The sequence below is a fragment of the Bradyrhizobium barranii subsp. apii genome, assembly GCF_011516635.5.
Taxonomy (GTDB): Bacteria; Pseudomonadota; Alphaproteobacteria; order Rhizobiales; family Xanthobacteraceae; genus Bradyrhizobium; species Bradyrhizobium barranii.
Genome location: NZ_CP096255.1, coordinates 3241736 through 3264784, shown reverse-complemented (window position 1 = coordinate 3264784; position 23049 = coordinate 3241736). Strand labels below are relative to the sequence as shown.

General features: G+C 59.9%; 20 protein-coding genes and 4 pseudogenes. 9 read left to right on the top strand and 15 right to left on the bottom strand.

Annotated features, from left to right (window positions below):
• Nucleotides 1–63 precede the first annotated feature (63 nt).
• Together HAP41_RS15535 and HAP41_RS50745 are read left to right on the top strand one after the other, a co-directional pair.
• Nucleotides 64–1593 carry an FAD-dependent monooxygenase gene (locus tag HAP41_RS15535; protein WP_166100160.1) on the top strand — a complete coding sequence of 510 codons (1530 nt, stop codon included), beginning with the start codon at nt 64–66 and terminating at the stop codon, nt 1591–1593.
• Nucleotides 1594–2259: 666 nt separating this feature from the next.
• On the top strand, nt 2260–2613 hold the full coding sequence (locus HAP41_RS50745) for a tyrosine-type recombinase/integrase (protein WP_224581030.1): 354 nt from the start codon (nt 2260–2262) through the stop codon (nt 2611–2613).
• Here the strand turns inward: HAP41_RS50745 and HAP41_RS15530 are convergent.
• The 3 genes and pseudogenes from HAP41_RS15530 to HAP41_RS15520 all read right to left on the bottom strand — a co-directional run bounded on the left by HAP41_RS15530 (nt 2596) and on the right by HAP41_RS15520 (nt 6354).
• Nucleotides 2596–3431 (bottom strand): annotated as a pseudogene (locus tag HAP41_RS15530) (IS5 family transposase). The gene HAP41_RS50745 and the pseudogene HAP41_RS15530 sit on opposite strands and share 18 nt — an antisense overlap.
• A 526-nt stretch (nt 3432–3957) precedes the next feature.
• Entirely contained in the window at nt 3958–5301 is a 1344-nt protein-coding gene (locus tag HAP41_RS15525; RefSeq protein WP_166053720.1) for an IS1380 family transposase, read from the bottom strand.
• A gap of 217 nt (nt 5302–5518) precedes the next feature.
• A pseudogene (locus HAP41_RS15520) lies at nt 5519–6354 on the bottom strand (IS5 family transposase).
• 115 nt (nt 6355–6469) lie between these two features.
• Between HAP41_RS15520 and HAP41_RS15515 the strand changes: the two are divergent.
• Nucleotides 6470–8458: an acyltransferase family protein gene (locus HAP41_RS15515; protein WP_166100176.1), complete on the top strand. Its 1989-nt coding sequence runs from the start codon at nt 6470–6472 to the stop codon at nt 8456–8458.
• Nucleotides 8459–8969: 511 nt separating this feature from the next.
• On the opposite strand, the gene HAP41_RS50355 is transcribed toward HAP41_RS15515, so the two are convergent.
• The 6 genes from HAP41_RS50355 to HAP41_RS15485 form a co-directional block, all read right to left on the bottom strand.
• Complete coding sequence (locus tag HAP41_RS50355; RefSeq protein WP_321576678.1) at nt 8970–9407, bottom strand: hypothetical protein; 438 nt, start codon at nt 9405–9407, stop codon at nt 8970–8972.
• Nucleotides 9408–9724: 317 nt separating this feature from the next.
• Nucleotides 9725–11296, bottom strand: coding sequence for an IS66 family transposase (gene tnpC / locus HAP41_RS15505; protein ID WP_166100179.1), 1572 nt, complete (start codon nt 11294–11296; stop codon nt 9725–9727).
• A 52-nt stretch (nt 11297–11348) separates the two neighbouring features.
• Nucleotides 11349–11702 carry an IS66 family insertion sequence element accessory protein TnpB gene (gene tnpB / locus HAP41_RS15500; RefSeq protein ID WP_148750250.1) on the bottom strand — a complete coding sequence of 118 codons (354 nt, stop codon included), beginning with the start codon at nt 11700–11702 and terminating at the stop codon, nt 11349–11351.
• Nucleotides 11683–12156 carry an IS66-like element accessory protein TnpA gene (tnpA, locus tag HAP41_RS15495; RefSeq protein WP_166096489.1) on the bottom strand — a complete coding sequence of 158 codons (474 nt, stop codon included), beginning with the start codon at nt 12154–12156 and terminating at the stop codon, nt 11683–11685. Before tnpA ends, tnpB begins: the two co-directional genes overlap by 20 nt.
• 177 nt (nt 12157–12333) lie before the next feature.
• Nucleotides 12334–12861: a Cache 3/Cache 2 fusion domain-containing protein gene (locus HAP41_RS15490; RefSeq protein ID WP_166100187.1), complete on the bottom strand. Its 528-nt coding sequence runs from the start codon at nt 12859–12861 to the stop codon at nt 12334–12336.
• A 491-nt stretch (nt 12862–13352) separates the two neighbouring features.
• Nucleotides 13353–13760 carry a hypothetical protein gene (locus HAP41_RS15485; RefSeq protein ID WP_166100192.1) on the bottom strand — a complete coding sequence of 136 codons (408 nt, stop codon included), beginning with the start codon at nt 13758–13760 and terminating at the stop codon, nt 13353–13355.
• Between the two features lie 389 nt (nt 13761–14149).
• Here HAP41_RS15485 and HAP41_RS15480 point away from each other — a divergent pair, with 389 nt between their 5' ends.
• From HAP41_RS15480 to HAP41_RS15470, 3 genes are all read left to right on the top strand, one after another.
• A complete protein-coding gene (locus HAP41_RS15480) occupies nt 14150–14836 on the top strand; it encodes an SOS response-associated peptidase (protein WP_166105983.1) in 687 nt (228 codons plus the stop codon).
• 213 nt (nt 14837–15049) lie between these two features.
• Nucleotides 15050–15250, top strand: coding sequence for a hypothetical protein (locus HAP41_RS15475; RefSeq protein WP_166100197.1), 201 nt, complete (start codon nt 15050–15052; stop codon nt 15248–15250).
• Nucleotides 15247–15444 (top strand): hypothetical protein, encoded by a 198-nt coding sequence (locus tag HAP41_RS15470; protein ID WP_166100201.1) that lies wholly within the window; start codon nt 15247–15249, stop codon nt 15442–15444. Before HAP41_RS15475 ends, HAP41_RS15470 begins: the two co-directional genes overlap by 4 nt.
• 38 nt (nt 15445–15482) lie before the next feature.
• On the opposite strand, the gene HAP41_RS15465 is transcribed toward HAP41_RS15470, so the two are convergent.
• The 3 genes from HAP41_RS15465 to HAP41_RS15455 all read right to left on the bottom strand — a co-directional run bounded on the left by HAP41_RS15465 (nt 15483) and on the right by HAP41_RS15455 (nt 17461).
• Nucleotides 15483–15731, bottom strand: coding sequence for a hypothetical protein (locus HAP41_RS15465; protein WP_014493719.1), 249 nt, complete (start codon nt 15729–15731; stop codon nt 15483–15485).
• Nucleotides 15732–16405: 674 nt separating this feature from the next.
• Nucleotides 16406–16720 (bottom strand): hypothetical protein, encoded by a 315-nt coding sequence (locus HAP41_RS15460; RefSeq protein WP_166100204.1) that lies wholly within the window; start codon nt 16718–16720, stop codon nt 16406–16408.
• 540 nt (nt 16721–17260) lie between these two features.
• The gene (locus HAP41_RS15455; protein WP_166100209.1) at nt 17261–17461 is read right to left on the bottom strand and encodes a hypothetical protein; all 201 of its coding nucleotides are present in this window, start codon (nt 17459–17461) and stop codon (nt 17261–17263) included.
• Nucleotides 17462–17815: 354 nt separating this feature from the next.
• Between HAP41_RS15455 and HAP41_RS15450 the strand changes: the two genes are divergently transcribed.
• Nucleotides 17816–18115 carry a nuclear transport factor 2 family protein gene (locus tag HAP41_RS15450; RefSeq protein WP_224580835.1) on the top strand — a complete coding sequence of 100 codons (300 nt, stop codon included), beginning with the start codon at nt 17816–17818 and terminating at the stop codon, nt 18113–18115.
• 3 nt (nt 18116–18118) lie between these two features.
• Here HAP41_RS15450 and HAP41_RS15445 read toward each other — a convergent pair whose 3' ends face one another.
• Nucleotides 18119–19393: an IS256 family transposase gene (locus HAP41_RS15445; protein WP_166064748.1), complete on the bottom strand. Its 1275-nt coding sequence runs from the start codon at nt 19391–19393 to the stop codon at nt 18119–18121.
• Nucleotides 19394–19628: 235 nt separating this feature from the next.
• On the opposite strand from HAP41_RS15445, the pseudogene HAP41_RS15440 reads away from it, so the two are divergent.
• A pseudogene (locus HAP41_RS15440) lies at nt 19629–20464 on the top strand (IS5 family transposase).
• A 442-nt stretch (nt 20465–20906) separates the two neighbouring features.
• Here the strand turns inward: HAP41_RS15440 and HAP41_RS15435 are convergent.
• A pseudogene (locus HAP41_RS15435) lies at nt 20907–21742 on the bottom strand (IS5 family transposase).
• Between the two features lie 448 nt (nt 21743–22190).
• Between HAP41_RS15435 and HAP41_RS15430 the strand changes: the two are divergent.
• Nucleotides 22191–22376 (top strand): hypothetical protein, encoded by a 186-nt coding sequence (locus HAP41_RS15430; RefSeq protein ID WP_028153023.1) that lies wholly within the window; start codon nt 22191–22193, stop codon nt 22374–22376.
• Nucleotides 22377–22410: 34 nt separating this feature from the next.
• Here HAP41_RS15430 and HAP41_RS15425 read toward each other — a convergent pair whose 3' ends face one another.
• Nucleotides 22411–22584, bottom strand: coding sequence for a DUF3606 domain-containing protein (locus HAP41_RS15425; protein WP_071911790.1), 174 nt, complete (start codon nt 22582–22584; stop codon nt 22411–22413).
• Nucleotides 22585–23049: the final 465 nt, after the last annotated feature.

Genomic DNA, 23049 nt, shown 5'->3' with positions numbered 1-23049 from the left:
CCCGCCCTGCCGTAGAACCCCCGACCCAATGAGCATCCAAAGCAGCAACGCGAGGGGGTCCACATGCCTGTATTGCTTCCGTCGTCCCGGCCGCGCGGCCGTACCGAGCGGGCCGGCGCCAGCCGCGCGAGTCACCATGCCGTGCTGATCGCCGGCGGCGGCCCGACCGGTTTGATGCTCGCCGCCGAGCTCGCGCTCGCGGATGTCGACGTCGCGGTGGTCGAGCGGCGCCCGGATCAGGAGCTCGTCGGTACGCGGGCCGGCGGATTGCACGCGCGGACCATCGAGATCCTCGATCAGCGCGGCGTCGCGGAGCGCTTCCCGCGCGAGGGGCAAGTCACCCAGCTCGCGGGCTTCGCCTGGACCAAGCTCGACATCGGCGATCTCCCCACCCGGCACGCTTATGGCCTCGCGCTGCGGCAGAGCCACATCGAGCGCATCCTGGCCGACTGGGTCGAGGAGCTCGCGGTGCCTATCTATCGAAACTCCGAGGTGATCGGCTTCGTTCAGGATGCGACCGGCATCGACGTTGCGCTCGCCGGCGGCAAGACATTGCGCGCAAGCTACCTCGTCGGCTGCGACGGCGGTCGCAGCCTGGTACGCAAGAAGGTCGGCATCGATTTCGTCGGCTCCGATCCGACGCTCAGCAATCTCATGGCCGAAGTCGAGATGCGCGACGAGCCGGTATGGGGTCTCCGCCACGACGCCATCGGCTTTCATGGCCTCAGCAAGGCGGAGAGCGGTCGCGTGCTGGTCGTCGTGACGGAAGCGACGCTCGACCGCACCGGCGAACCCGGCCGGCGCGATCTCAGCGATGCGCTCGTCGCCGTGTACGGCACCGACTTCGGGCTCCAAAATCCCGCCTGGATCTCCCGCTTCACCGATGCGGCGCGGCAGGCCGTGTCCTATCGCCGGGAGCGCGTGCTGCTCGCCGGCGATGCCGCGCATATCCATCACTCCGTCGGCGGGCAAGGCCTCAACACCGGCGTGCAGGACGCGGTCAATCTCGGCTGGAAGCTGGCGCAGGTGGTCAGGGGCATTTCGCCCGACGGCCTGCTCGATACCTACCACGCCGAACGTCATCCCGTTGCTGCGCGCGTCTTGCGCAACACCCTGGCGCAAATCGCCATGCTCCGCCGCGGCGAGGCTGGCCTCAAGGCCGCGCGCGACGTGGTGTCCGACCTGCTCGCCATGGACGAGCCGCGCCAACGTTTTGGCGCGATGATGAGCGGACTCGACATCCGCTATGATCTCGGCGAAGGACACGAACTGCTCGGGCGCCGGATGCCCGATCTCGACCTGATCGTCGAGGGCCATCCGCAGAGATTGTTCACGCTGCTGCACGGAGCGCAGGCCCTGCTGATCAATTTCGGCAAGTCCGGCGGGTTCGACATCCCACCCTGGGCAGATCGCATCAGGATCGTCAACGCCAGCCACGACGGCGCGTGGGAGCTCCCCGCCATCGGGCAGGTCGCCGCGCCCGAAGCCGTGCTGGTTCGGCCAGACGGGCACGTGGCGTGGGTCGGCGATGAAAGCCAACGAGGACTCGAGGACGCGCTGACCACCTGGTTTGGACCGGCTGCTGCGGTGTAGCGCGCGAACGTCAGAGGCGCCATACAAACAAAGCCCGCGGGATTCCGCGGGCTCGATTGGCATCAGGTTTTCGAAACACGGCTCAATATCCGAACGTTACGCCGCTCGCTGCTCTCCGAAGGCAAAGGTCACACGTTCGAATCGTGTCGGGTGCGCCAGTGTTTCTCTCGATCTACCAACCTCTTAGAGTGTTGGTGGTAGCTCCTCAAAAGCTCCTCAGACCGGCCGGTCACAAGCTGGTCACACGAGAGGAGCTTTTTGAATGGCAAGCCTACGGTTCAGGAACGGGAAGTGGCAGGTCCAAGTCAGACGCCACGGACACACACAACAAGCCAAGTCGTTTCAATCAAAACCTGATGCACAACGTTGGGCACGGCAGATCGAAGCCGAGTTGGATCGGACTTTGATCCCCAACGACATACGATCTCTCAATACAATCACTGTTGCGCAGCCTCTCACGCGCTATCGCGACAACGTCACCAATGAGAAGCGTGGGCTTATCCCAGAGCGTAAGCGGATCGAAGTATTCCTTCGTCAACGGTGGGGTGCCCTACCATTAGCAAAGACCGATGCTGCGCTTTTCAGAGGTACCGCGACACGCGTTTGAAACAGGTGCAGGCCGGTACAGTGATCAGAGAGTTGCGGCTGTTACGAACCATCTTCGAGATGGCACGCAGGGACTGGGGCTACACTGCGTTGCAGAACCCAATAGCAGGACTTAGGAAGCCCAAGGCACCGGAGGGACGCGAACGCAGGCTGAAGCCGGGCGAGCTACAGGCGTTGACCAAGGCGTGCAGCACAGTGGCCGGCTCATGGCTGTTGCATGGCTTTCAACTCGCTATTGAAACGGGCCTGAGACGCGGCGAACTGCCCGGTATCCGATGGCAGCACGTTCGCCTCGATACAGCCGTCCTGCATGTGCCGGTCACCAAGACTGATAAGGCCCGCACAATTCCGCTCACTGATCGAGCTAAGGCCATTCTTAGAGTCTGTCCGGAAAGATTACCTTGGATTGCATAGCTTTCGCAGCATGAGTCGGATGGAGGCCAGCTTGAGAAAGGCGAGCGCCCTGTGATTGAAGCATTCCCAATCTTTGGACAGTCTTCGGCATCGCCCGAGCCAGGCAAAGGTACGCTCGACGATCCAGCGTTTGGGCAAGACGACGAAACGGTGAGCCTGATCGGAGCGTTTGACGATTTCGAGGTTCACGCGCTTCAGAGCGCTACGCAGCCCCTTCTGGAAATGTGGCCCTTGATATCCGCCGTCGGCGTAGAGCTTCAGAAGAAAGGGATAGAGGCCGAACAACGTTGCCATCAGGAGCACGCCGCCGTCGCGATCCTGGATGTCCGCCGCATGCACGATGGCGTGCATCAAGAGGCCTTGCGTGTCGACGAGAATGTGCCGCTTCTTGCCCTTGATCTTCTTGCCCGCGTCGTAGCCATGGAGATCATGAGGCCCCCTTTTTCAGCGCTTTTCACGCTCTGGCTATCGATGATGGCGGCGGTGGGAGAAGCCTCGCGCTCGGCCCTTTCGCGACATTCGACATAGAGGGCGTGATGAATTTTATCGAGCGTGCCGTTCCAGCTCCACAGATCGAAGTAGCCATACAGCGTCGAGCGCGGCGGCAGGTCCTTGGGGATCGCGCGCCACTGGCAACCTGTGCTCAGGATGTACATCAGCCCGTTGGCAATCTCGCGCAGGTCCACCGTACGCTTGTTGCCGCCGCGCTTGGCCGGCGGGATGCGAGGCGCGATCAGCGCCCACTCCTCGTCGGTCAAGTCGCTCGGATAGCGCAGGCGGCTGCGGTCGTAGCGTGCACGGTTCTCGGTAGTCCACATTGGCGGCGCGTCCCCATCGAATCAGGCCGCTCACCTTGAATCACAACCGATTCATTCGACTCAACATGTTTTGGAACAGACACTTACAGAGCGGAGAGCAGAATGTAGCACAGATGCCGAGTACGCATTCCCCGTCAGCGCCAATTCATTCCGACTTGCATGGGAACGCTGCAAGCGGCGTGCAGAGCGTAACGGATGCGTCGGCATGCCACTTCAGCAACCTCCAACCGCTGTGGCGAAGCGAGAACCTAAGAAAGGGCGGGGCCTAGCGCCCCGTCCACTCCCTCGTGCATCTGTCTTTTGCCTTTTTCCCCTAGAGTTAGACCCCAATAGCGGGATTGGCCCTAGCTGTTCGTCTAGCCCGCCCTATTCGTGAGAGCGCGGTATTTTGGTCCGACTGGTGCATCCGCACACCTCCGCTGACGAGGCGCACAGGATTGCCTTCGGCTTTTCACCGCCTGACGACCGGTACTTTGCAACGCGCTTGAGGGATGGGTTGGGTGAACGCGGGCGGACGCCCCACCGGTCAAGGACCGAGCGGCAGCAGCGCGCCGGGCAAGCTGCGGATCAGGTCGGCTTCGGGACATGCCGCGGCGAACGCAAGGCGAATGCGGCTCTTGGTCTCGACAACCCGGGCGGCGATTTTCAAGAGCCGAAGACGCAGCGTCGCGAACTCGGCAGTGGCCAATTCCCGGACTTTGGGAATGGCGTCGCGCACGGTCAGCATCAGCCAATAAGCGGCGGTATGGAGAACGAGGCGGACTTGATTGGCGAGCGCCGAACGGCAACTGGTGCGATCGGAGGCGAGCTGCGTCTTATGCAGCTTGATCAGATTCTCGGCTTGGCCGCGCGCGCAATACAGGCTGTCGTAGATCCACTCGGCCGAGCCGACATCGAGGCTGGTGACGACGAAGCGGATGTCGAGGCCGAGCATCGTCGCCTCAATACGGGCGACGGTGCGTCGTTCGCGATCCCAGGACTTTGCCTTGTGGCGCGTCTCGGTATAGCCGCGCAGAACCGGCAGGTTCTCGATGGCGCGTCGCGTGCGGATGTCGTCGGCGACCGCGTCGACTTTTCTGGCGAGCGGCTTGGTGCCGGACAGACCGAAGATGTAGTCGATGCCGTTGGTCTCGCACCACGCCATTGCCTCCGGCCGGGCATAGTGCCCGTCGCCACGGAACGTAATTCGCGTGTTGTGCCACCGCGTCCGGATATGCCGTACCAGGCGGCGCAGATGGGCACGCACCTCGACGCCGCCCGGCGTCTTGCCGGGCCGCAGCACGACCGCCACGGGCCGGCTCTTCTCCGTGTCGTAGACGTGGATCGGCAGGAAGCAGCGTTCGTCATAATGAGCGTTGAACAGCGAGAGCTGCTGATGGCCGTGGACGACATCGCAGGTATCATCGATGTCGAGCGTGACGGATGCCGGCTCGCGCGGGTAGCTATCCATCCATGCGTCGACCAAAGTGTAGGTCAGTCGGATCACGTCGCGCAGGCGCGGAGCATTCTCCAGGCGCGACAGCGTCGGTTGGGAACACAGATCGCGACCCGTGTCCGGCAGCCGTCCGCAGGCCAGCTTGAATGCGGGATCGGACCGCAGATGATCGAGGTCGTCGGCGTCCTCGTAGCCGCAGCAGATCGCGAACATGCGCGCGCGGAACATATCGACCAGGCTGTGCACGACCCGCGTCGGATCGCGCCGATCCGGGAACACCCGGGCCAAATTGTCGGCCAAGCCGAGACGCCGCTCGGCCATCGCCAGAAGCATCACGCCCCCGTTCGAGGTCAGCCGACCGCCATCGAAGGCAGCTGTGACTTTCTTGGCGTGAACGGCTGGAAACGAGAAGGGCAGAATCGTATCGTCGGTCATGGCGGGCGTGGTGTTCGCGGCTGAAGGTGATGGGGTTGGCTTTGCAACCGAATCCTACGCCGCATCAGCGCTTTACACCACGCTCGCCAGCCTCTCAGGCGCCCTCTGACGAATAAGACGGGCTAGATCGCTGTTCGGAGGGTAGGACGGCTACCTTTATTAGAAACCAAAATTGAGGTTTACACCCTGAAATCCTCTCAGAGTCTGTCCGGAAAGATTACCTTGGATTGCATAGCTTTCGCAGCATGAGTCGGATGGAGGCCAGCTTGAGAAAGGCGAGCGCCCTGTGATTGAAGCATTCCCAATCTTTGGACAGTCTTCGGCATCGCCCGAGCCAGGCAAAGGTACGCTCGACGATCCAGCGTTTGGGCAAGACGACGAAACGGTGAGCCTGATCGGAGCGTTTGACGATTTCGAGGTTCACGCGCTTCAGAGCGCTACGCAGCCCCTTCTGGAAATGTGGCCCTTGATATCCGCCGTCGGCGTAGAGCTTCAGAAGAAAGGGATAGAGGCCGAACAACGTTGCCATCAGGAGCACGCCGCCGTCGCGATCCTGGATGTCCGCCGCATGCACGATGGCGTGCATCAAGAGGCCTTGCGTGTCGACGAGAATGTGCCGCTTCTTGCCCTTGATCTTCTTGCCCGCGTCGTAGCCATGGAGATCATGAGGCCCCCTTTTTCAGCGCTTTTCACGCTCTGGCTATCGATGATGGCGGCGGTGGGAGAAGCCTCGCGCTCGGCCCTTTCGCGACATTCGACATAGAGGGCGTGATGAATTTTATCGAGCGTGCCGTTCCAGCTCCACAGATCGAAGTAGCCATACAGCGTCGAGCGCGGCGGCAGGTCCTTGGGGATCGCGCGCCACTGGCAACCTGTGCTCAGGATGTACATCAGCCCGTTGGCAATCTCGCGCAGGTCCACCGTACGCTTGTTGCCGCCGCGCTTGGCCGGCGGGATGCGAGGCGCGATCAGCGCCCACTCCTCGTCGGTCAAGTCGCTCGGATAGCGCAGGCGGCTGCGGTCGTAGCGTGCACGGTTCTCGGTAGTCCACATTGGCGGCGCGTCCCCATCGAATCAGGCCGCTCACCTTGAATCACAACCGATTCATTCGACTCAACATGTTTTGGAACAGACACTCAGGTAATAGACTGCAATCCAGTAGAAATATTTGGAAACGTTGCAGCTTCTGGTGGCCTCATTGGAGATGATAGGTTCGGAGGGGACGAGCTTTCGCGGGGAAATCGTTCAACTTCGAGCGATTGCTGTCCTGAGCGTTCTGCTGTTTCACCTGAAAGTACCGGGCTTTCAGGGCGGCTTCGTCGGAGTCGACGTCTTTTTCGTCATCTCCGGCTACTTGATCACTCGCAATATCCTCATGGACGACGCTGGCGGTCGCTTTTCCTTTAGCGCGTTCTACTTGCGACGAACGAGGCGCATTTATCCAGCCCTGATCTTCACGGTGCTTATGACGTACCTGTCGGGCGCGTTGTGGACGGCGCCTCTACTGTTTCTCGATATTGCGAAGGAGTGCACGCATGCGCTGCTGTCGATCGCAAACATCCAATATTGGAGAGAAGCAAGCCATTACTTCGCAGCGAAGTCGGACGAACTCGCTCTGCTTCACTGTTGGTCGCTGTCGCTTGAAGAGCAGTTCTATCTTATTTGGCCCGCACTCCTGATCGCCGCGGCGCGCGTTGGATGCATAAGATCGGCAATCGTCCTGTTGTCGCTTGCATCCTTCTTGGCCACGATATGGGTTGGCCCCATCGACAGCTCTGCCGTTTTCTTCTTGATGCCGTTTCGCATGTTCGAGTTCGGTTGTGGCGCCTTGGTGCTTTTCGCCGGTCAAACGCCACGCCGCCAATCGGTCCGTGAATTGCTTTCGGCGGCTGGCTTCGCTGTGATCTTGTCCAGTGCCCTTTTGTTGCAGCCAGACACGTCACGGCAAGAATTGCTCGTTATGATCCCATGCCTTGGCGCTGCTGCTGTGATTTGGACCGGAGATACAACCTTCGTTTCTCGCGCTCTACGCTCTCAGGCGCTAACCGCCATCGGAACAATCTCGTATTCACTCTATCTTTGCCACTGGCCGATCATTTTCTACTCGCGCTTCATCTTTGGTGAGGCGGCCGACACTGCTGGAGGCAATATAGTCATGCTTGTGACGATGCTTTTCGTCGCTACCAGCATGTACTATTTCGTGGAACGTCGCTTCATCGTTGCTGGAGGCGCAGCCTCTGGAGCACCGTTGAAGACATTGATGAAATTCAGCGCGGCTATTCTGGCATTTGCGATTCTGACTCACGCAACATTCATTCTGAAAGGTTTTGCATGGCGGGTGCCTGAGTCGGTTTTGGCGGATGGAAGGCTCGACAGTTCTCCCACTACTGATCAAGTCGTTTGGCCGCCGGGCCTACCGATTGTTGACTTGGCTGGAGACTCCCATGCTGAAATGTACGTGGCGGCAATGTTGCCGTTAGTCGAGAGCCTAGGTGGAAACCTTCAGTACGTTGGCACTGCCGGATGCCCGATTGTCAAAGGAGCAGCCATCAGATCGCGACGACGCGTGGATTGTCTTCGGGGTCGCGATGAGCAAATCGCTCAACTTGAGACCCAAACGCGACCGCTGATATTCATCCAGCGGTGGGAAACCTATGACGATGCGGGCATCGATTACGACCAACCAGGCATGTGGCCGAACGATGCTGGATCGTTCGCCAAGCTCGAAGCGGCCCTTTCTGAGACGCTACGCGTGTTAACGCCTGTTCGGCGTGTAATGATTGTGGGCGCCCAAGTTCCTGCCGGCTGCGAGATCAATCGGCCGCGGTTACTTCAAGGGCCGCTGCCTCATGTGCCACCTCCTCCATGTGCGCCCATGTCAAAGGTGAACGCGGTAGCGGCGGGCGCAGCCATCAATGCAATGCTTGCCCGTGTGCAGTCTAAGTATCCCGGAAGGGTCGACTTGCTCAAACCGGTCGATTATCTCTGCGACCAAACGTGCCCAACGTATCACGCAGGCCATTGGCTTTATTGGGACGCTACGCATTTTACCTTGGCCGGATCGACTTTCATGACCGATAGGGCTGCCTCAACATTTCGCACGTTCATCCTGGGTGGATCGAACGCGATGTCTTCAGGCGCACCAACTGAGAACTGATCTATTTCGCCTTCGCGCTCGACGAGGTCCGTCCTCTCGCATACTTCGTCGTGCGCGTGGTGCACGTTGTCGATCACGTATGAAGTAACAGGAGTAAGATTCGGGTTCATGCACGAGCTCTCCTGTGTCCGACACAGTACACGCTGGGATGTGCGCCAACTTAAACTTGCGAAAAATGACGGATTTTTTTGTGGGGGCATCAGATAGGTTGACGCTTGCAAGTTTCCCCCATGCCGCGCGTGCGTCGGCAAATTGTGGTCACAGCACTGTCACAACGGTCACATCAATTCGGCTTGCCTCGACTTGACCTTTGGGGGGTACGCCCCCTAACATATTGTAGTGATTGCCAGTGTTTTCAGGGACTTTTGAGACTTGCACTAGAGAGACGCCAAGCCCACCGAACCGGTCGCGTTGCCCTCCAATGCAGCCGTTTCACCCGGCGAGCCGACGTCTAGAGCCGGGCTCTGTGGTCTGTATGCAAGCGCGTCGTCCATCCAGCGCGGCCAACCGGTCAATTCCGCAATGCCTTGAGCTGGGGGATCTGGCTCAATGAGACGTCGAAATCGCCCGTCGCGCCGATGCTTCCAAGAACGCTTAGCGGTTCGCGGAGCACGGATTCCTCAACATGGGCGTCGAACGTTTGACCGTCGCCGGGATGTACAATGACCCGCTCGATGCGATGAATGAACTCAAGGGGCTTACCGTCTTCATTCGCGATGGGCTGCAACGGCTTGCCCCATCCGCGATCGAGAATGGCGTTGGCGGCCGAGACACGTGCATGCGCTGGAGCATTCTTGTCGAGCATGATCTTCACGGGAGTATTCACGGCGTGTACCGTGTGCGTCCGCGCCAAGGATTTGATCTCAGTCATCGTTCGCTGCTTCAAAGTTCTGCGAGCCGCCTCCCTCGCCAACGCCACTTCAGAACGCTTGTTCACCAATTCGGTCATCTGAAAAACCCCGTTGCAATCAGGTCCGGTCCTGGTTCGAGAATAAAAAAACCCGCGGCGGATGAATCTCCGGCGCGGGTACGAACGAAATCGTCTCAATGATAGTATTATGCCAGTGTGTTGCCCGACGTGTCAAAGACGCCAAAGCGGCTCCGGGTGCGGGTCGCGCCGGCGCCGTCATTCCAACCGGCAAATCGGCGACGTCGGTTTTTGGGATTTGAGCAGAAATTCTCTGCTCAACCGTAAGCGCGATTTTCCCCGCACGTTGACGCGGCGTTTTTGATGGATTGCCCTCGTATCGGGCGATACCGGGCCGTTCAGGCAGTGGCGGTTTTGTGGAAGTTGAAGGGCAGCAGGTCGGTAATATCGGCGTTGCCGGCGCGCTGAGGCAATTCGGTGAGGACGTGGCGCAACCATGCTAACGGCTCGACACGTGAGGCGCGGCAGGTCAGCATCAGGCTGTAGACGACGGCACTGGCCTTGGCTCCGTCCACGGTATCGCTGAACAACCAACTCTTCCTGCCAGTTGCAAAAACCCTGATGTCGCGCTCCAGAAGATTGTTGTCGACCGGCATGCTGCCGTCCCCGGTGTAGCGCGTCAAATATTCCCATTGGTTTCGGGTGTAGGATACGGCGTCGCCGAGCTTGCTGTCAGGCAAGACCTTCGGGGCCATGTCATCGAGCCATACCTTGAGAGCATTGAGGATGGGGACACTATGTTGCTGGCGGAAGCGGCGAATGCAGTCGGCCTGTGTTTTACCCTTCTCCGGTATTCCGTCCCGCGCCTGCCTTTCAACCCGGTAGAGCTGGTCGAAGAACCGCAGCGCCTGCTCAGGCGGACCGCCGCCCTTCTTCCTCGCCCTGAGGGCATCGACAAAGCGCCGCCGGGAGTGGGCCATGCATCCAATGTGGGTGGCCCCTTCCAGCGTGCGCCATGCGGTATAGCCGTCACTCATCACGATGCCGCGGTAATCGCCAAGGAAGGTCTGCGGGTGGATTTGACCGCGGCCCTGCTGATAATCCAGAAGAACGATCGGCTCGCGACTGTCCCTGCCGCTGCGATAAGCCCACATGTATGATGTGCTGGTGGCCTCTTTGTCCTTCTCCTTGAGGACCTGAACCGTCGTCTCGTCGCCATGGATGAGAGGTTGTGATCTGAGCCGCAGCTTCAGGGCGTCGTAGATGCGATGCAGATGCTTCTCGCTCGAGCCGATCACCCAGTGGCCCAAAGCGCCACGGCTGACAGGAACTCCAGCGCGTCCGAAGGCCTGCGCCAGGCGGTAGAGCGGCGTCCCATCGACATATTTATGAACCAGCGCAAACGCCAGCGTTGAGGCCGTGGCAACGCTGCCCGGCAAGGGCTGCGTCGGCATCGGCGCGGTCACGACAGGTGCGTTGATCCCGGTGCGATCGCAATGGCGACACGCATATTTGAAGCGCACATTCTGTAAAACCTTCGCCTTCACCTCGATATGGAGTTGCTCGGTGACAGCCTCGCCCATGCGATGCATCTGGCCACGGCAGCAAGGACACGCCTTCTGATCGTCGAGCAGGTCATACTCGACGCGCTCGCGCGGCAGGTTCGCCGGCAGCGGCCTGCGGCCGCGCTTCTTTCCCGGCGCGCTTTCGACGGATGGCAAGCCCGTGTCCGGAAGTTCCGCGATATCGTTCGTTTCACTGCCGGCGTCATCCTCATCGGCGGCCTGCTCGGCTTCATTGAAGAGACGATCGACGTGCTTTTCGCTGCGCGGCGCAAAACGATGCAGGCGTGCCAGCGCCAGTTCTTCCTCGAGCTTGACGACGCGCTCCGTGAGCTGACAGTTCTCCGCCTGCAGCGCAGCAATGCGCGCCAACAGCACCTCAACACTCGGATCGCCGGTTCGATTCATCGGATTCTTGAATCTGAACCGTACCGACGCGTCAACCGCTCAACTCGAGAGCTCAGCCGGCAACCTGATATTGCCGCACCGGATGGCGGACCATCGCATCGATATCGATGCCGTCAAGAATCCAATGCAATTGCTCGGTCGTCAGCGTGACAACCGCCTCTTGGCGGCGCGGCCATCGGAACTTGTCCTCGGTCAGCCGCTTCAGGACCAGCACAAAGCCGGACCGATCGAAGAACAGCAGCTTCATCCGGTCGCAACGGCGATTGCAAAACGCAAAAACCGCCGGAGCGAACGGATCGAGTGCCATCGTCTCCTGGACCAGAACCGCAAGGCTGTTGATGCCAGCCCGGAAGTCGATCGGCTCACGGTGCAGATAGACCTGCAGGTCACCGCCCAGTCTGAACATGGCCAAGGGCTCCGATGATCGCCGTCAAGGCATCCACATCGCCGCATTCCAGTGCGAGTTTCACGCCGTTCGGCAAGGACACGCTCACTTTGGCGGGAGAACAAAAAGCTGGCGCTCCCTTGGGTTCCGACCCTCGCACTTCATCGCAAGTCGACGGCAACTCCACCGCCGCCACGCTGCCTTGCCGCGACAAGGCCCGATCGGCGGACCCCTCAAGCTGAACCGGGATGAACGCCGGGCGTGAGGACGGCGGCAGCGACCTGGTCGCGGTGTGCTTCTTGATCCATTTCCGAAGGAGGTTCGCGTTGACCCCATATTCGAGTGCAAGCCTCGATACCGAAACCCCAGGCTCAAGACAGGCCGTGACAAGACGCTCTTTCGATGCTGCCTCGTAGCGCCGCCGACCGTTCCGGCCAACAAGCCTGACCCGCAGTTTCTGATCATCGTCGCTCATCACAAGGTGTCCACTTATTTTGGTGGACACCTCATGCATCAGGGCACTCAAAAGCAAAAGGTGCGGAGAAATTCGCGCTTACGCTCAACCAGAGTATTGCCGGTTTTGACCCAACTCGGACCTCGACAGCTACGGCCGCGCGACCAGTGCTGCCAGACGATTTTTTATGGCTCTCAACTACTTCTTGTAGCCGACGTAATAGATGCCGATTTCGGCGCCCGTACTGTCCTTGATCGGTTCATATCCGGTTATGTAGGGCGTACCCAGTATAGGCACCTCGCCGTAATAGCTCTTCCCCGCCTTGATCGCTTCAAGCGCTGGCCCGGCCAGGACGGTGCCAACTGCTCGGCCGCTTCCATCGGGTTTTGGCACACTTGTGGACACTCGGACGTATTCGCCTCCGTCTTTTGCAAACAGCGTGGCCGTCATCCCTTTGCCGTCCTCGCTTCCAACCGCGTCGACGATGTCAAAGTTGTTATTGATCTTAGTCGTGCCGAAATACAGAGCGGGTGCGTCTTTACCCCCAACAGCTTCCCTTCCTTCGAGCTTGGGGGCTCCTAATTTCGCCGTCATGGCTTTTAAGGTTTCCATCGATTTCGTTACTCTCGGATCCGCTTGGGCGTGCCCGGTGCCCGGCGTTAGTGTAGAGGTTGCAACAAGGCATGCGGCGGCGATAATGCCGACCAGAAAGGTTTTCCGATCCATTGTAAGCTCCTGATGTGAAATGCGGCATTTTCCTTCACGCGCACATCACGCGGTGTGCACGTCATTCGCGCCTCGGTTTTGACTGCGATTGAACAGACCAAAGATTACAGGTCTAGGAATTTGCCCGCCGACGGCATCAACGCTGCCGCTAAGATAATTGGCGAGTACAGGACTGTCGGCACGTCCTCATGGCAGCTCGCAAGAGAAGTTACATCACTTCTGCCTTGCCGCAAAGCGCGGTCGCGGCCCGCGCGTTGGCACACGGTTCACTCTGCTTCATGGTCCTGCGTTAGATTTGTAGTCGGGGTACCCGAAACTGACGAGCCCGTCGGCACTCGAGCAGTCACAGAAGTGCGCTGTGTTGGGCAGACCGGACATAGGCGACACGGTCGCTGATCGATGCGATTGACCGAGGCGGTCCTGCACGCGGATGGCGCGTTGTCGCATGCAACATCCGCACCCACAATCGATCTCTTGCGAAGAAACGAGCGTTAAGCCTTCAAGTCGGTGATCCGCATAATCGCGACCATATTCCCATCGTTGAACGCCTGTTCTTTTGTTTCCTTGTTGCAGGTCCAGACAAAATTCTTCTTGCCCGTAAAGGTCTTTCCCTCCTGCTCAAGCCGAAGCTCCCCTTCGGTGATATGGCAGACCATGGCATTCATCATCGGGGGCCCCATGGTCTTTGACCCCGGCTGCATAATGATATCGCGCATTGAGACGGTCTTAAAACCTGGGATCAAGGATGGTGTCTCGCCTTCATATTCACGCACCACGACACCTGGCCAAGGCGTCGTATCCTTGTAGCTTGTGGTTTGAGCGGCGGCTGGCTTGACCATGGCAGCCGAAACTGCAGCCAACGCGATTCCCAGTGCGGACCTTCGATCGATCTTGCTCATCGCTTTCTCCCGACGTTACCGAACGAGCCGCCGCATAAGCAGCGCGCAAAGTTCGTGGTGAACGGTGGTACGAAACCGAAAAAAGAACGGTCTCTAAGAGAGCGTGCTTGCCGACGGCACAAGTGCTGCTCGTTTGCCCGGACGGTGATTTCGGCACGTCCCGCTTCAAGGGGCAGTGGCATTCTACGTCACCTGACGCATCCGGGAAACAGGTGGCGTCACACGAAGACACTGTGGCCCCTAAGCAATGTCCGGAATTGGCCCTTAATGCACAGGCCAACCTGACGTCTGTTTGCCCATTGATGTGAATACAGACATCATTACGACTAGCGACCCCCCTCACTCGAAATTACCTTTGGCCGGGCGAGCGGTAAGGAATAATCGTCTCCATCTGCAATCTGTATTCGATCACCACCAATCAGGCCGCCATCGCCGGGCTCTTCCGTGTGGTCCGTCGCTACGAGGGCAACTTGCCACCAATGCCAGGCGTATTTCCGGATTACCCGGCACCGGTCATTCGCGACGCAGGCGGGGGCGAACGGGAGATTGTGATGATGCGTTGGGGCATGCCGCCACCACCGACCAAGCCCGGCCCGCCCGTCACCAACATCCGCAACACCTCGTCGCCGCACTGGCGCGCATGGCTCAAGCCGGAGCATCGCGGTCTCGTGCCCGTCAACAGTTTTGCTGAGTATGCGCCTGAGCCGAATCCGGAAACAAAGAAGAAAGACGTCGTGTGGTTTGCGATAGACGAGACGCGGCCGCTGTTCGCGTTCGCCGGTATCTGGACAACTTTCAAGGGCGATCGCGGTACGAAGTCAAAGCCCGTGCCTGGACCTCATCAGGTCTATGGTTTTCTCACGACGGCGCCGAATGCCGTTGTCGAGCCCATTCATCCAAAGGCAATGCCGGCGATCCTGACGACGGCCGAAGAACGAGATGTTTGGCTGCGGGCGCCATGGGACGAGGCTAAGGCGCTCCAACGGCCTTTGTCAGATCAAGCGCTGAAAATCGTGGCGCGGGGCGCAGACAAGGAGGATAGACCTTCAATCGCCGACGCCACTTCCGTTCAATAGTGAACTTAGGAACTACCTGCACGCGATAGGAATAAAACTGCTCAAACCGAGCTGCGATGACGCCCGAGAGATTCTTCGAACCAATTAACAAATGATACAGACTCTCCTCGGCCCGAGGCGTAGAGTTGAAATATCACCGCACGGCACTTGGCATCGGTCGGTGATGAGAACGCCAGTTGCGCTCCCGCCCCACTCGAACGAGGGAGCAATGCCATGCTGAAGCGACGTCGTTACAAACAGTCCAAAACTCTCAAGGAGCGGCTCGCTGACGAGGCCGCTCGCCTTCGCGAGGAGGCTCAGACGCTTGCGCCGGGACGGCGCCGTGAGATCCTGCTGCGCCGGGCGCGACAGGACGAGACGGCCATGCAGATCGAGTCCTGGCTGCATTCGCCGGGCCTGAGGGCGCCGACATGAGCCGGCAATACCGCGCCTATCTGGTTGGCGAGAACGGCGTGTTTCGCTCGGCCGAAGCGTTCGAGGCTGACTCCGATGCATCCGCGCTTCGCGTCGCACAACAGTTCACGCGCCGGGGCAACGTCGAGGTCTGGCAGCTCGACCGGAAGATCGGGCTGTTGCTGGCGCAAGCCACGCCGCCCGTCGCAGCCTGACCGGCAGCCGCGCGCCTGAACCGCCGCACTGGAAGGTGTCACTCCTCCGCAAGCTTGCGCTCGATATAGGCGTCCACCGTCTCCGCGAAGGAGCGCTGCACCCCGACCGCGGCACCGTGCTGGTCGAGCGCGTCGCGCTGGAGCACGCGCAAGCCGCGCCCCCGGAGGCTGGCCGGCGCGGTATTCAAATATTGATCGATGGCGCCTTTGGCGAGCGGAATGGCCCTCGGATCGCCCCTTGCGATCAAGAGACGCAAGAGGCTCTGGCAATCGGCCAAACCGGGCATGGCTCAGCCTTCAGCGTTGCTGCGATTTCGGCTTTGGCCGCTTGACCGGCTGGGTGTGCGTGCCGAACAGCGCCAGCAGAAACGCGACTTCTTCCTTCGAACCGACCTGGATCATGACTTGTCTCCTTCTCGCTCCGTTGGTCGGGGCCAACGGGCGCGGCGTTCAGGACAATCTGGTTTCAGCAATGTTTCAGGCGTGTTTCGTCGAGACCCAAAACGATCTCCAGAAAACGATCTACAGGTGCCTGCTGAACGTCTGGCGGCGATGCCGCCGGTGTTTTTGTCCCAGCCCTAACTCGTGAAAACGGCCCCGGCGCGGGACGGGGGGCTGGGGGCGCCGGAGCCGCCATTCCAGGCCGGCCATCGGCGGTGGGCCGACCACAAAACTAATTCCAGTTTGGAGCAAGAAGTTCCAAAGGGGACCTGGCAAAGCGAACAGCTCAATACTGAGGACGCTTCAACAGCTCCGGCAATCGCGAGATTGCCGTTGCGATCCGTCGCGCCTCGTCGCGCGATAGATACTGGTGGGCATATTGGTAGCCCCACGAGTGCAGATCATCGCGATGAAGAACGCAGCAGATCGTGAAGCCGTTCGCGTCCTTGACTCGGAAGCACTCCTCTTCCGCGATCATGACCCACGGCGCCGGAAACCGCCTGAGATTGTCCATCCATGATCACGGGCGTGCGTGGCCCCGTTGCTGCTCAATTCCGTGCGGTACGAGGCGGCGCTTGGCAAGACCAGTCCGCGGCGTTGTCGGCGGCCGGCGCGGAACGAAGAGGCTGCGCACGAGAATAGGCTCGCTGTCGCCGAGCCGCGTCCGCTCCTGAACCAGGCCGCTCATCACGACGCGCATCTTCATGATCTCTTCCGCCACGAAGGTGCAGTCCTCGTCGCGATTGATCTGCTCGTGCATGATGGCCTCGGCCTCTCGCATGCTGACGCGTAACGCTCTGACGATGTTGCGGATTTCATTGATGCGGTTGTCCACGGCCCATCTCCATCTGACGATGGCACGATAAGAACAAATCATGAACCAATAGTCAATGCGGGAGATCTTGAGTTCATGCGGATTGCTGGCAGATCAGGACACTGGGAAATTTACCGATCTGGTTCACATTTGTTATGGCAAGGATTTGTTAACCGGGAAAACATGGCAACCCGGGGAGCTGGTTAGAGCATTTTCATTTCATTGAAACCCGGAAGCATGAGGGGCCGCTGCCAAAACAGCGGCCCTTTGCTTTGACACCAGCGAAGGCGGATCAGGACACTGAACGGCGGGCGGATAACTCCAGAGCTAACCGCCCTCTCGCGTGCACCGCAAAGGAGACGGAAGTCGCCGCAAAAGGCCGCCAACTGAGGCGGCCTTACTATTACGTGGCTTCTTGCCTCGCTTTCATTATTGCGAGATGGCCGATAACGGCTGCCTCAGTCCTACCAATCTTTCTGGCCACTGCGGCCAACCGTAGGCCTGAAGCGCGAAGCTCCAATAACTGCCGCTCCTCCTCGCGAGTCCACCTGCGCAGGCCTGTCACTTCGGCGGCTGCAAGCCGGGTGAATTTAGCCACTCGCTCATGTGCGAGCCAGTCTCGCACTGGCGTATCCTCTGCAGTAGATGCTCTCGCTCGATACCTGGGAGAGTAGTCTTAGCCTGCTCGCGCAGGCGACCGGCTTCCGCAGCAAGACGTTCGTCGAGGGATTCGATCTGCTTGAAACGACGCCGCTCAGCCATGGCGCGCTCCTTTCCATGAGAGGAAGGCGGGAGCGCAAGTGGCGTTCTCATCACAGATAAAAGCCACGGGCCGTTTTGCGATGAATGGACAATAGCATTGCGGTGTTGGAGTTCCTTGCCAAATGTTAACTTTCAGGTCGGCGCCCGAGTGTTCATTTGGCGGAACGCTAACGTTCCCAATCCGTTCCGGAAATCCAAAATAGCCGAGCGGAGATCTTCACGTCGAGTTCATCCGGCCAGTCCTAAACCCCGAGCCCATAACGGTACGTAGGTAGGAAACATGTCCTTTGACCCGCCGCTGCGGTTGACTGGCTTGATGCCTACCGCGCCGGCGACATCGAAACGATTTTGGGAATGTATGCCGATGACGCGATCGTCCATTGCGCCTGCGACGGCCTGAAGACGATTTCAACCCGGCAAGGCCTGCGCGCCTATTGGGTCGACCGTCTCAGGGATTATCCCGCTTCGCATCTGGACGATCTCCGTCCGTCCGAGGGCGGAGCAGCCATTTCCTATAAAGCGCGCGATGGCGTCGTGAGCGCAGTCCTCACCTTCAATGCGCCCGGCAAGATTGCTTCGCTGACGTGCGGGCCTTTGAACCAGGGGATGTCCCGATCGCTGTTGAACTACGTCGGGTCGACGTTGCCGGAATGAATATTACGCAGCCCTCGTGACGTGGGCAACGGACTTGATTGTCATGCGATCGTGGTGAGCTTGAAGGGCCGCACGCAGAACCGACAATTGCTTATGCGCCTTCAATCGTCGGAAGCCCTTGTTGGCCTCGATCATACCGGCCGCGACCCATCGCAAGGCCATACCGGCATCCCGCCAGCGTTTAACGTTGCGCGTGACGCGGCGAATGGTGCCCATCATGTTCTCGGCGATATTGGTACAGGCGAGCGATCGGCGAAGCTCCTTCGGCAACTTCAACCGGACGACAGTCAGGATTTCGTCGAGGCCTTCGAGGATACTGGCCGCAACGCCGGGCCATTGCTGGTCGAGTCGACGCGCGAGATTGCGGATCAATTTTTCAGCCTTGTCGGCGTCATCGAGCTCCCAGGCCTGGCGCAGCACCCGGCGGGTGGCCGCATGATGCTCTTTCGGCAGGCGTTCCATGATGTTGCGCGCCTTGTGGATCTGGCAGCGCTGGATCGCAGCGGCCGAACCGAAGGTGCGGCGGATCGCCTTCGACAACGCCTTCGCGCCGTCGGCGATGAACAGTCTTGGCACCGTCGGGTCGAGCCCGCGCGAGACCAGGTTGTCCAGCAGGGCCTGAACCGTTGCTGCATTCTCGGTCGCCCCTTCCACCAGCGCCAGCGGATGCTTGTTGCCTTCGCCGTCAACCCCGATCGCGGCCACCAGCACGAGATCGTCGTCGAGATGCAGCCCGTCGATTTGGACCACCAGAAGGTCGAGCGCGGACAGATCGGCAGCCATGAAGTCGGCCAGCCGCGCCGCCGACAGAGCCACGAACCTCCGCGAGGCCGCCGACTTCGAAATCCCCGATCCGGGCGGTGCCGGCACGTCACCCTCGGGCAGCCGGACGGCGCGGCCGAACCGGCGCGTCGACACATTGATCAGCATCAGGTTCATCGCCCAGCGACCGAGCCAGTCCTCCTGCGCCGCCGTTTCCCAGCTCGGGATCGTGACCTCGCGGCCGTCCATGCCCCGGACCCGCGGGCGATCGACCTCGATCTTGCCGCCGTGGAAACCGATCCGCCCCCGCGTTCGGCCCCAACGGTGCGCCCGCCGCGCCGCATCACGACCGTGGCGCGGCCCGCAGGCCGCTGTCACATCCGCCTCCATCATCGTGCCGAGCGCCTCGATTCCTGCCGCAAGGCAGAACCGATCGAAGCTCGCTCGCACTTCCGCAAATGATTTCTCCACAGCCCCGGTCGCCGGCCAACCAGCCGGTGTGATATCTCTCGTCATGGCGTTGCTCTCCTTTGTGGAATCAGCACCCCGAGCCTACCGGCTCAAGGTGGGCAACGCCGACCTCTTCAGAAATTCAACAGAACCCGGGACATCCCCTTGAACCAGGGCGGGTACTCATAAAGGAGCAGACGTCGGCTTTTGGGGTCTAAGTGTCTGTTCCAAAACATGTTGAGTCGAATGAATCGGTTGTGATTCAAGGTGAGCGGCCTGATTCGATGGGGACGCGCCGCCAATGTGGACTACCGAGAACCGTGCACGCTACGACCGCAGCCGCCTGCGCTATCCGAGCGACTTGACCGACGAGGAGTGGGCGCTGATCGCGCCTCGCATCCCGCCGGCCAAGCGCGGCGGCAACAAGCGTACGGTGGACCTGCGCGAGATTGCCAACGGGCTGATGTACATCCTGAGCACAGGTTGCCAGTGGCGCGCGATCCCCAAGGACCTGCCGCCGCGCTCGACGCTGTATGGCTACTTCGATCTGTGGAGCTGGAACGGCACGCTCGATAAAATTCATCACGCCCTCTATGTCGAATGTCGCGAAAGGGCCGAGCGCGAGGCTTCTCCCACCGCCGCCATCATCGATAGCCAGAGCGTGAAAAGCGCTGAAAAAGGGGGCCTCATGATCTCCATGGCTACGACGCGGGCAAGAAGATCAAGGGCAAGAAGCGGCACATTCTCGTCGACACGCAAGGCCTCTTGATGCACGCCATCGTGCATGCGGCGGACATCCAGGATCGCGACGGCGGCGTGCTCCTGATGGCAACGTTGTTCGGCCTCTATCCCTTTCTTCTGAAGCTCTACGCCGACGGCGGATATCAAGGGCCACATTTCCAGAAGGGGCTGCGTAGCGCTCTGAAGCGCGTGAACCTCGAAATCGTCAAACGCTCCGATCAGGCTCACCGTTTCGTCGTCTTGCCCAAACGCTGGATCGTCGAGCGTACCTTTGCCTGGCTCGGGCGATGCCGAAGACTGTCCAAAGATTGGGAATGCTTCAATCACAGGGCGCTCGCCTTTCTCAAGCTGGCCTCCATCCGACTCATGCTGCGAAAGCTATGCAATCCAAGGTAATCTTTCCGGACAGACTCTAAGCAGAAATTCTTTGCTCAATCAGAGTATGGCCGGCCGCATCATAGCGGAACTGAAAAATAGGCCGCCAGGACCGCAGCGTGATCTTCTCGAACTCAAACTGCGCCAGCTCGAAACCGTTTCTCATATAGACGGATGGCTAACGTCGCCGGGCCTACAACCCCCGGAGGAATAAGGCCGTCTCAGGCCAACCGAGGAATAGATCAATGAATTCGACTCATCGAACGATTTGCGAACGCGAGTGTATGTAAACACGCAGTAACTCAAAATACGGGCTTCAAGCATTGGACGGGCAGCAGAAGCAAGAGTACCGCGCATATATTATGGGCCTCGACGGATATATCGAGGTTCGCATCGATCTAATGTGTGAGGACGAAACCGAAGCCAAGAAACGCGCCAGATCCTTAGAGTCTGTCCGGAAAGATTACCTTGGATTGCATAGCTTTCGCAGCATGAGTCGGATGGAGGCCAGCTTGAGAAAGGCGAGCGCCCTGTGATTGAAGCATTCCCAATCTTTGGACAGTCTTCGGCATCGCCCGAGCCAGGCAAAGGTACGCTCGACGATCCAGCGTTTGGGCAAGACGACGAAACGGTGAGCCTGATCGGAGCGTTTGACGATTTCGAGGTTCACGCGCTTCAGAGCGCTACGCAGCCCCTTCTGGAAATGTGGCCCTTGATATCCGCCGTCGGCGTAGAGCTTCAGAAGAAAGGGATAGAGGCCGAACAACGTTGCCATCAGGAGCACGCCGCCGTCGCGATCCTGGATGTCCGCCGCATGCACGATGGCGTGCATCAAGAGGCCTTGCGTGTCGACGAGAATGTGCCGCTTCTTGCCCTTGATCTTCTTGCCCGCGTCGTAGCCATGGAGATCATGAGGCCCCCTTTTTCAGCGCTTTTCACGCTCTGGCTATCGATGATGGCGGCGGTGGGAGAAGCCTCGCGCTCGGCCCTTTCGCGACATTCGACATAGAGGGCGTGATGAATTTTATCGAGCGTGCCGTTCCAGCTCCACAGATCGAAGTAGCCATACAGCGTCGAGCGCGGCGGCAGGTCCTTGGGGATCGCGCGCCACTGGCAACCTGTGCTCAGGATGTACATCAGCCCGTTGGCAATCTCGCGCAGGTCCACCGTACGCTTGTTGCCGCCGCGCTTGGCCGGCGGGATGCGAGGCGCGATCAGCGCCCACTCCTCGTCGGTCAAGTCGCTCGGATAGCGCAGGCGGCTGCGGTCGTAGCGTGCACGGTTCTCGGTAGTCCACATTGGCGGCGCGTCCCCATCGAATCAGGCCGCTCACCTTGAATCACAACCGATTCATTCGACTCAACATGTTTTGGAACAGACACTTAGCTGACGGGTGCGACGTAGAGCTATGGTGTCAAGATCGAACGATTGCGGAATTTAAGAGTGAGTAAGGCCGCCTCAGTTGGCGGCCTCTTTCGTGCTCACCATCCTGCTACGTCACCTTATGGCCCTTCCCGGACCTCATGGAACGTCCGCTTCTGCGCCGCTCTTGGGGGCGAAGCGGACATCGCGGATTTATGAGTAACAGGCTCGAGCCGCGTTCATTTTCTGCATCACGGCATCGTTTGCCCAACAGGTCAAACTTTATCCAAATGCGGCGAAGCGGATTCGGCGGAATGAAATCTCTCCGCGCCATGCTGGGACATGTCCCTTGCGAGGGCGCATGGGCAAGCTGGAGATTCCGTCGATGTATTACGTCGCCGCCGCATTGCTGGTGCTGTCGGGACTGTTCTACTCCGCGAGCCATCACGAGCTCGGCCAGTTCGGTGCGAACGTGTGCAGCTATGGCAGCACGTTCTGCGACAACCCGGTGGTCGTCTTCACCGGCGGCGCCCTCGCCGCCGCCTGGGGCATGTTCGTCAGCGTCAAGTAGCAGCACGCGCCTCCGCGCGCTTGCGTCGGATGCGTTACGTCGCCAATTCCTTGCGGACCGCGGCGGCCGAATTGCCGACCTTGTCGACCGCCTTTTGCAGCTCCTCCTTCGATATGCCGAGCGCGTGCGTCCAGTACTTGACCTCGTGGGCCTCGTGCATGTTGATCTTGCTGCGGTCCGGTTGCCCGCGCTTCGTCAGATTGTCCATCGCGTTTCCTCCCTCATGGAAGAGCAAAACGCCACCATGGACCGGCCGTTCCTAACGGCAGGACGAGACTCATACGTCGGAGCTCACGCGTCGAGGCTTGCACGTCGAGGCTCAGACATTCAGCCAAAGCATGGAAGCGAGCACCGCTGAAAACAGAAACAGCCCGACAATTGCAATTCTGAAAACCAGATCGGCGGCCAAATGTGCCCCCTCTTGTCGTTGCAAATTCTTTGCTCGTACGGCGCGCGGCCCGGCCTTGGACAAGGCAGGACCGCACCGTGACTTTGCTGCCGGAGCGGGTTGGAACGGCCCGTCAAGCGGCACCGCAACGCGCGCATCCAGCTTTGGTTCCAAATTTTCGGAAGGCGCGAATCAGAGCAACAACGTTAACCCCGCCGGGCGGCGGGCGCCACTGGCATCAGAACCAGACCGTGCCGCGCGACGGCGCACAGTCGAGCAAGTGCT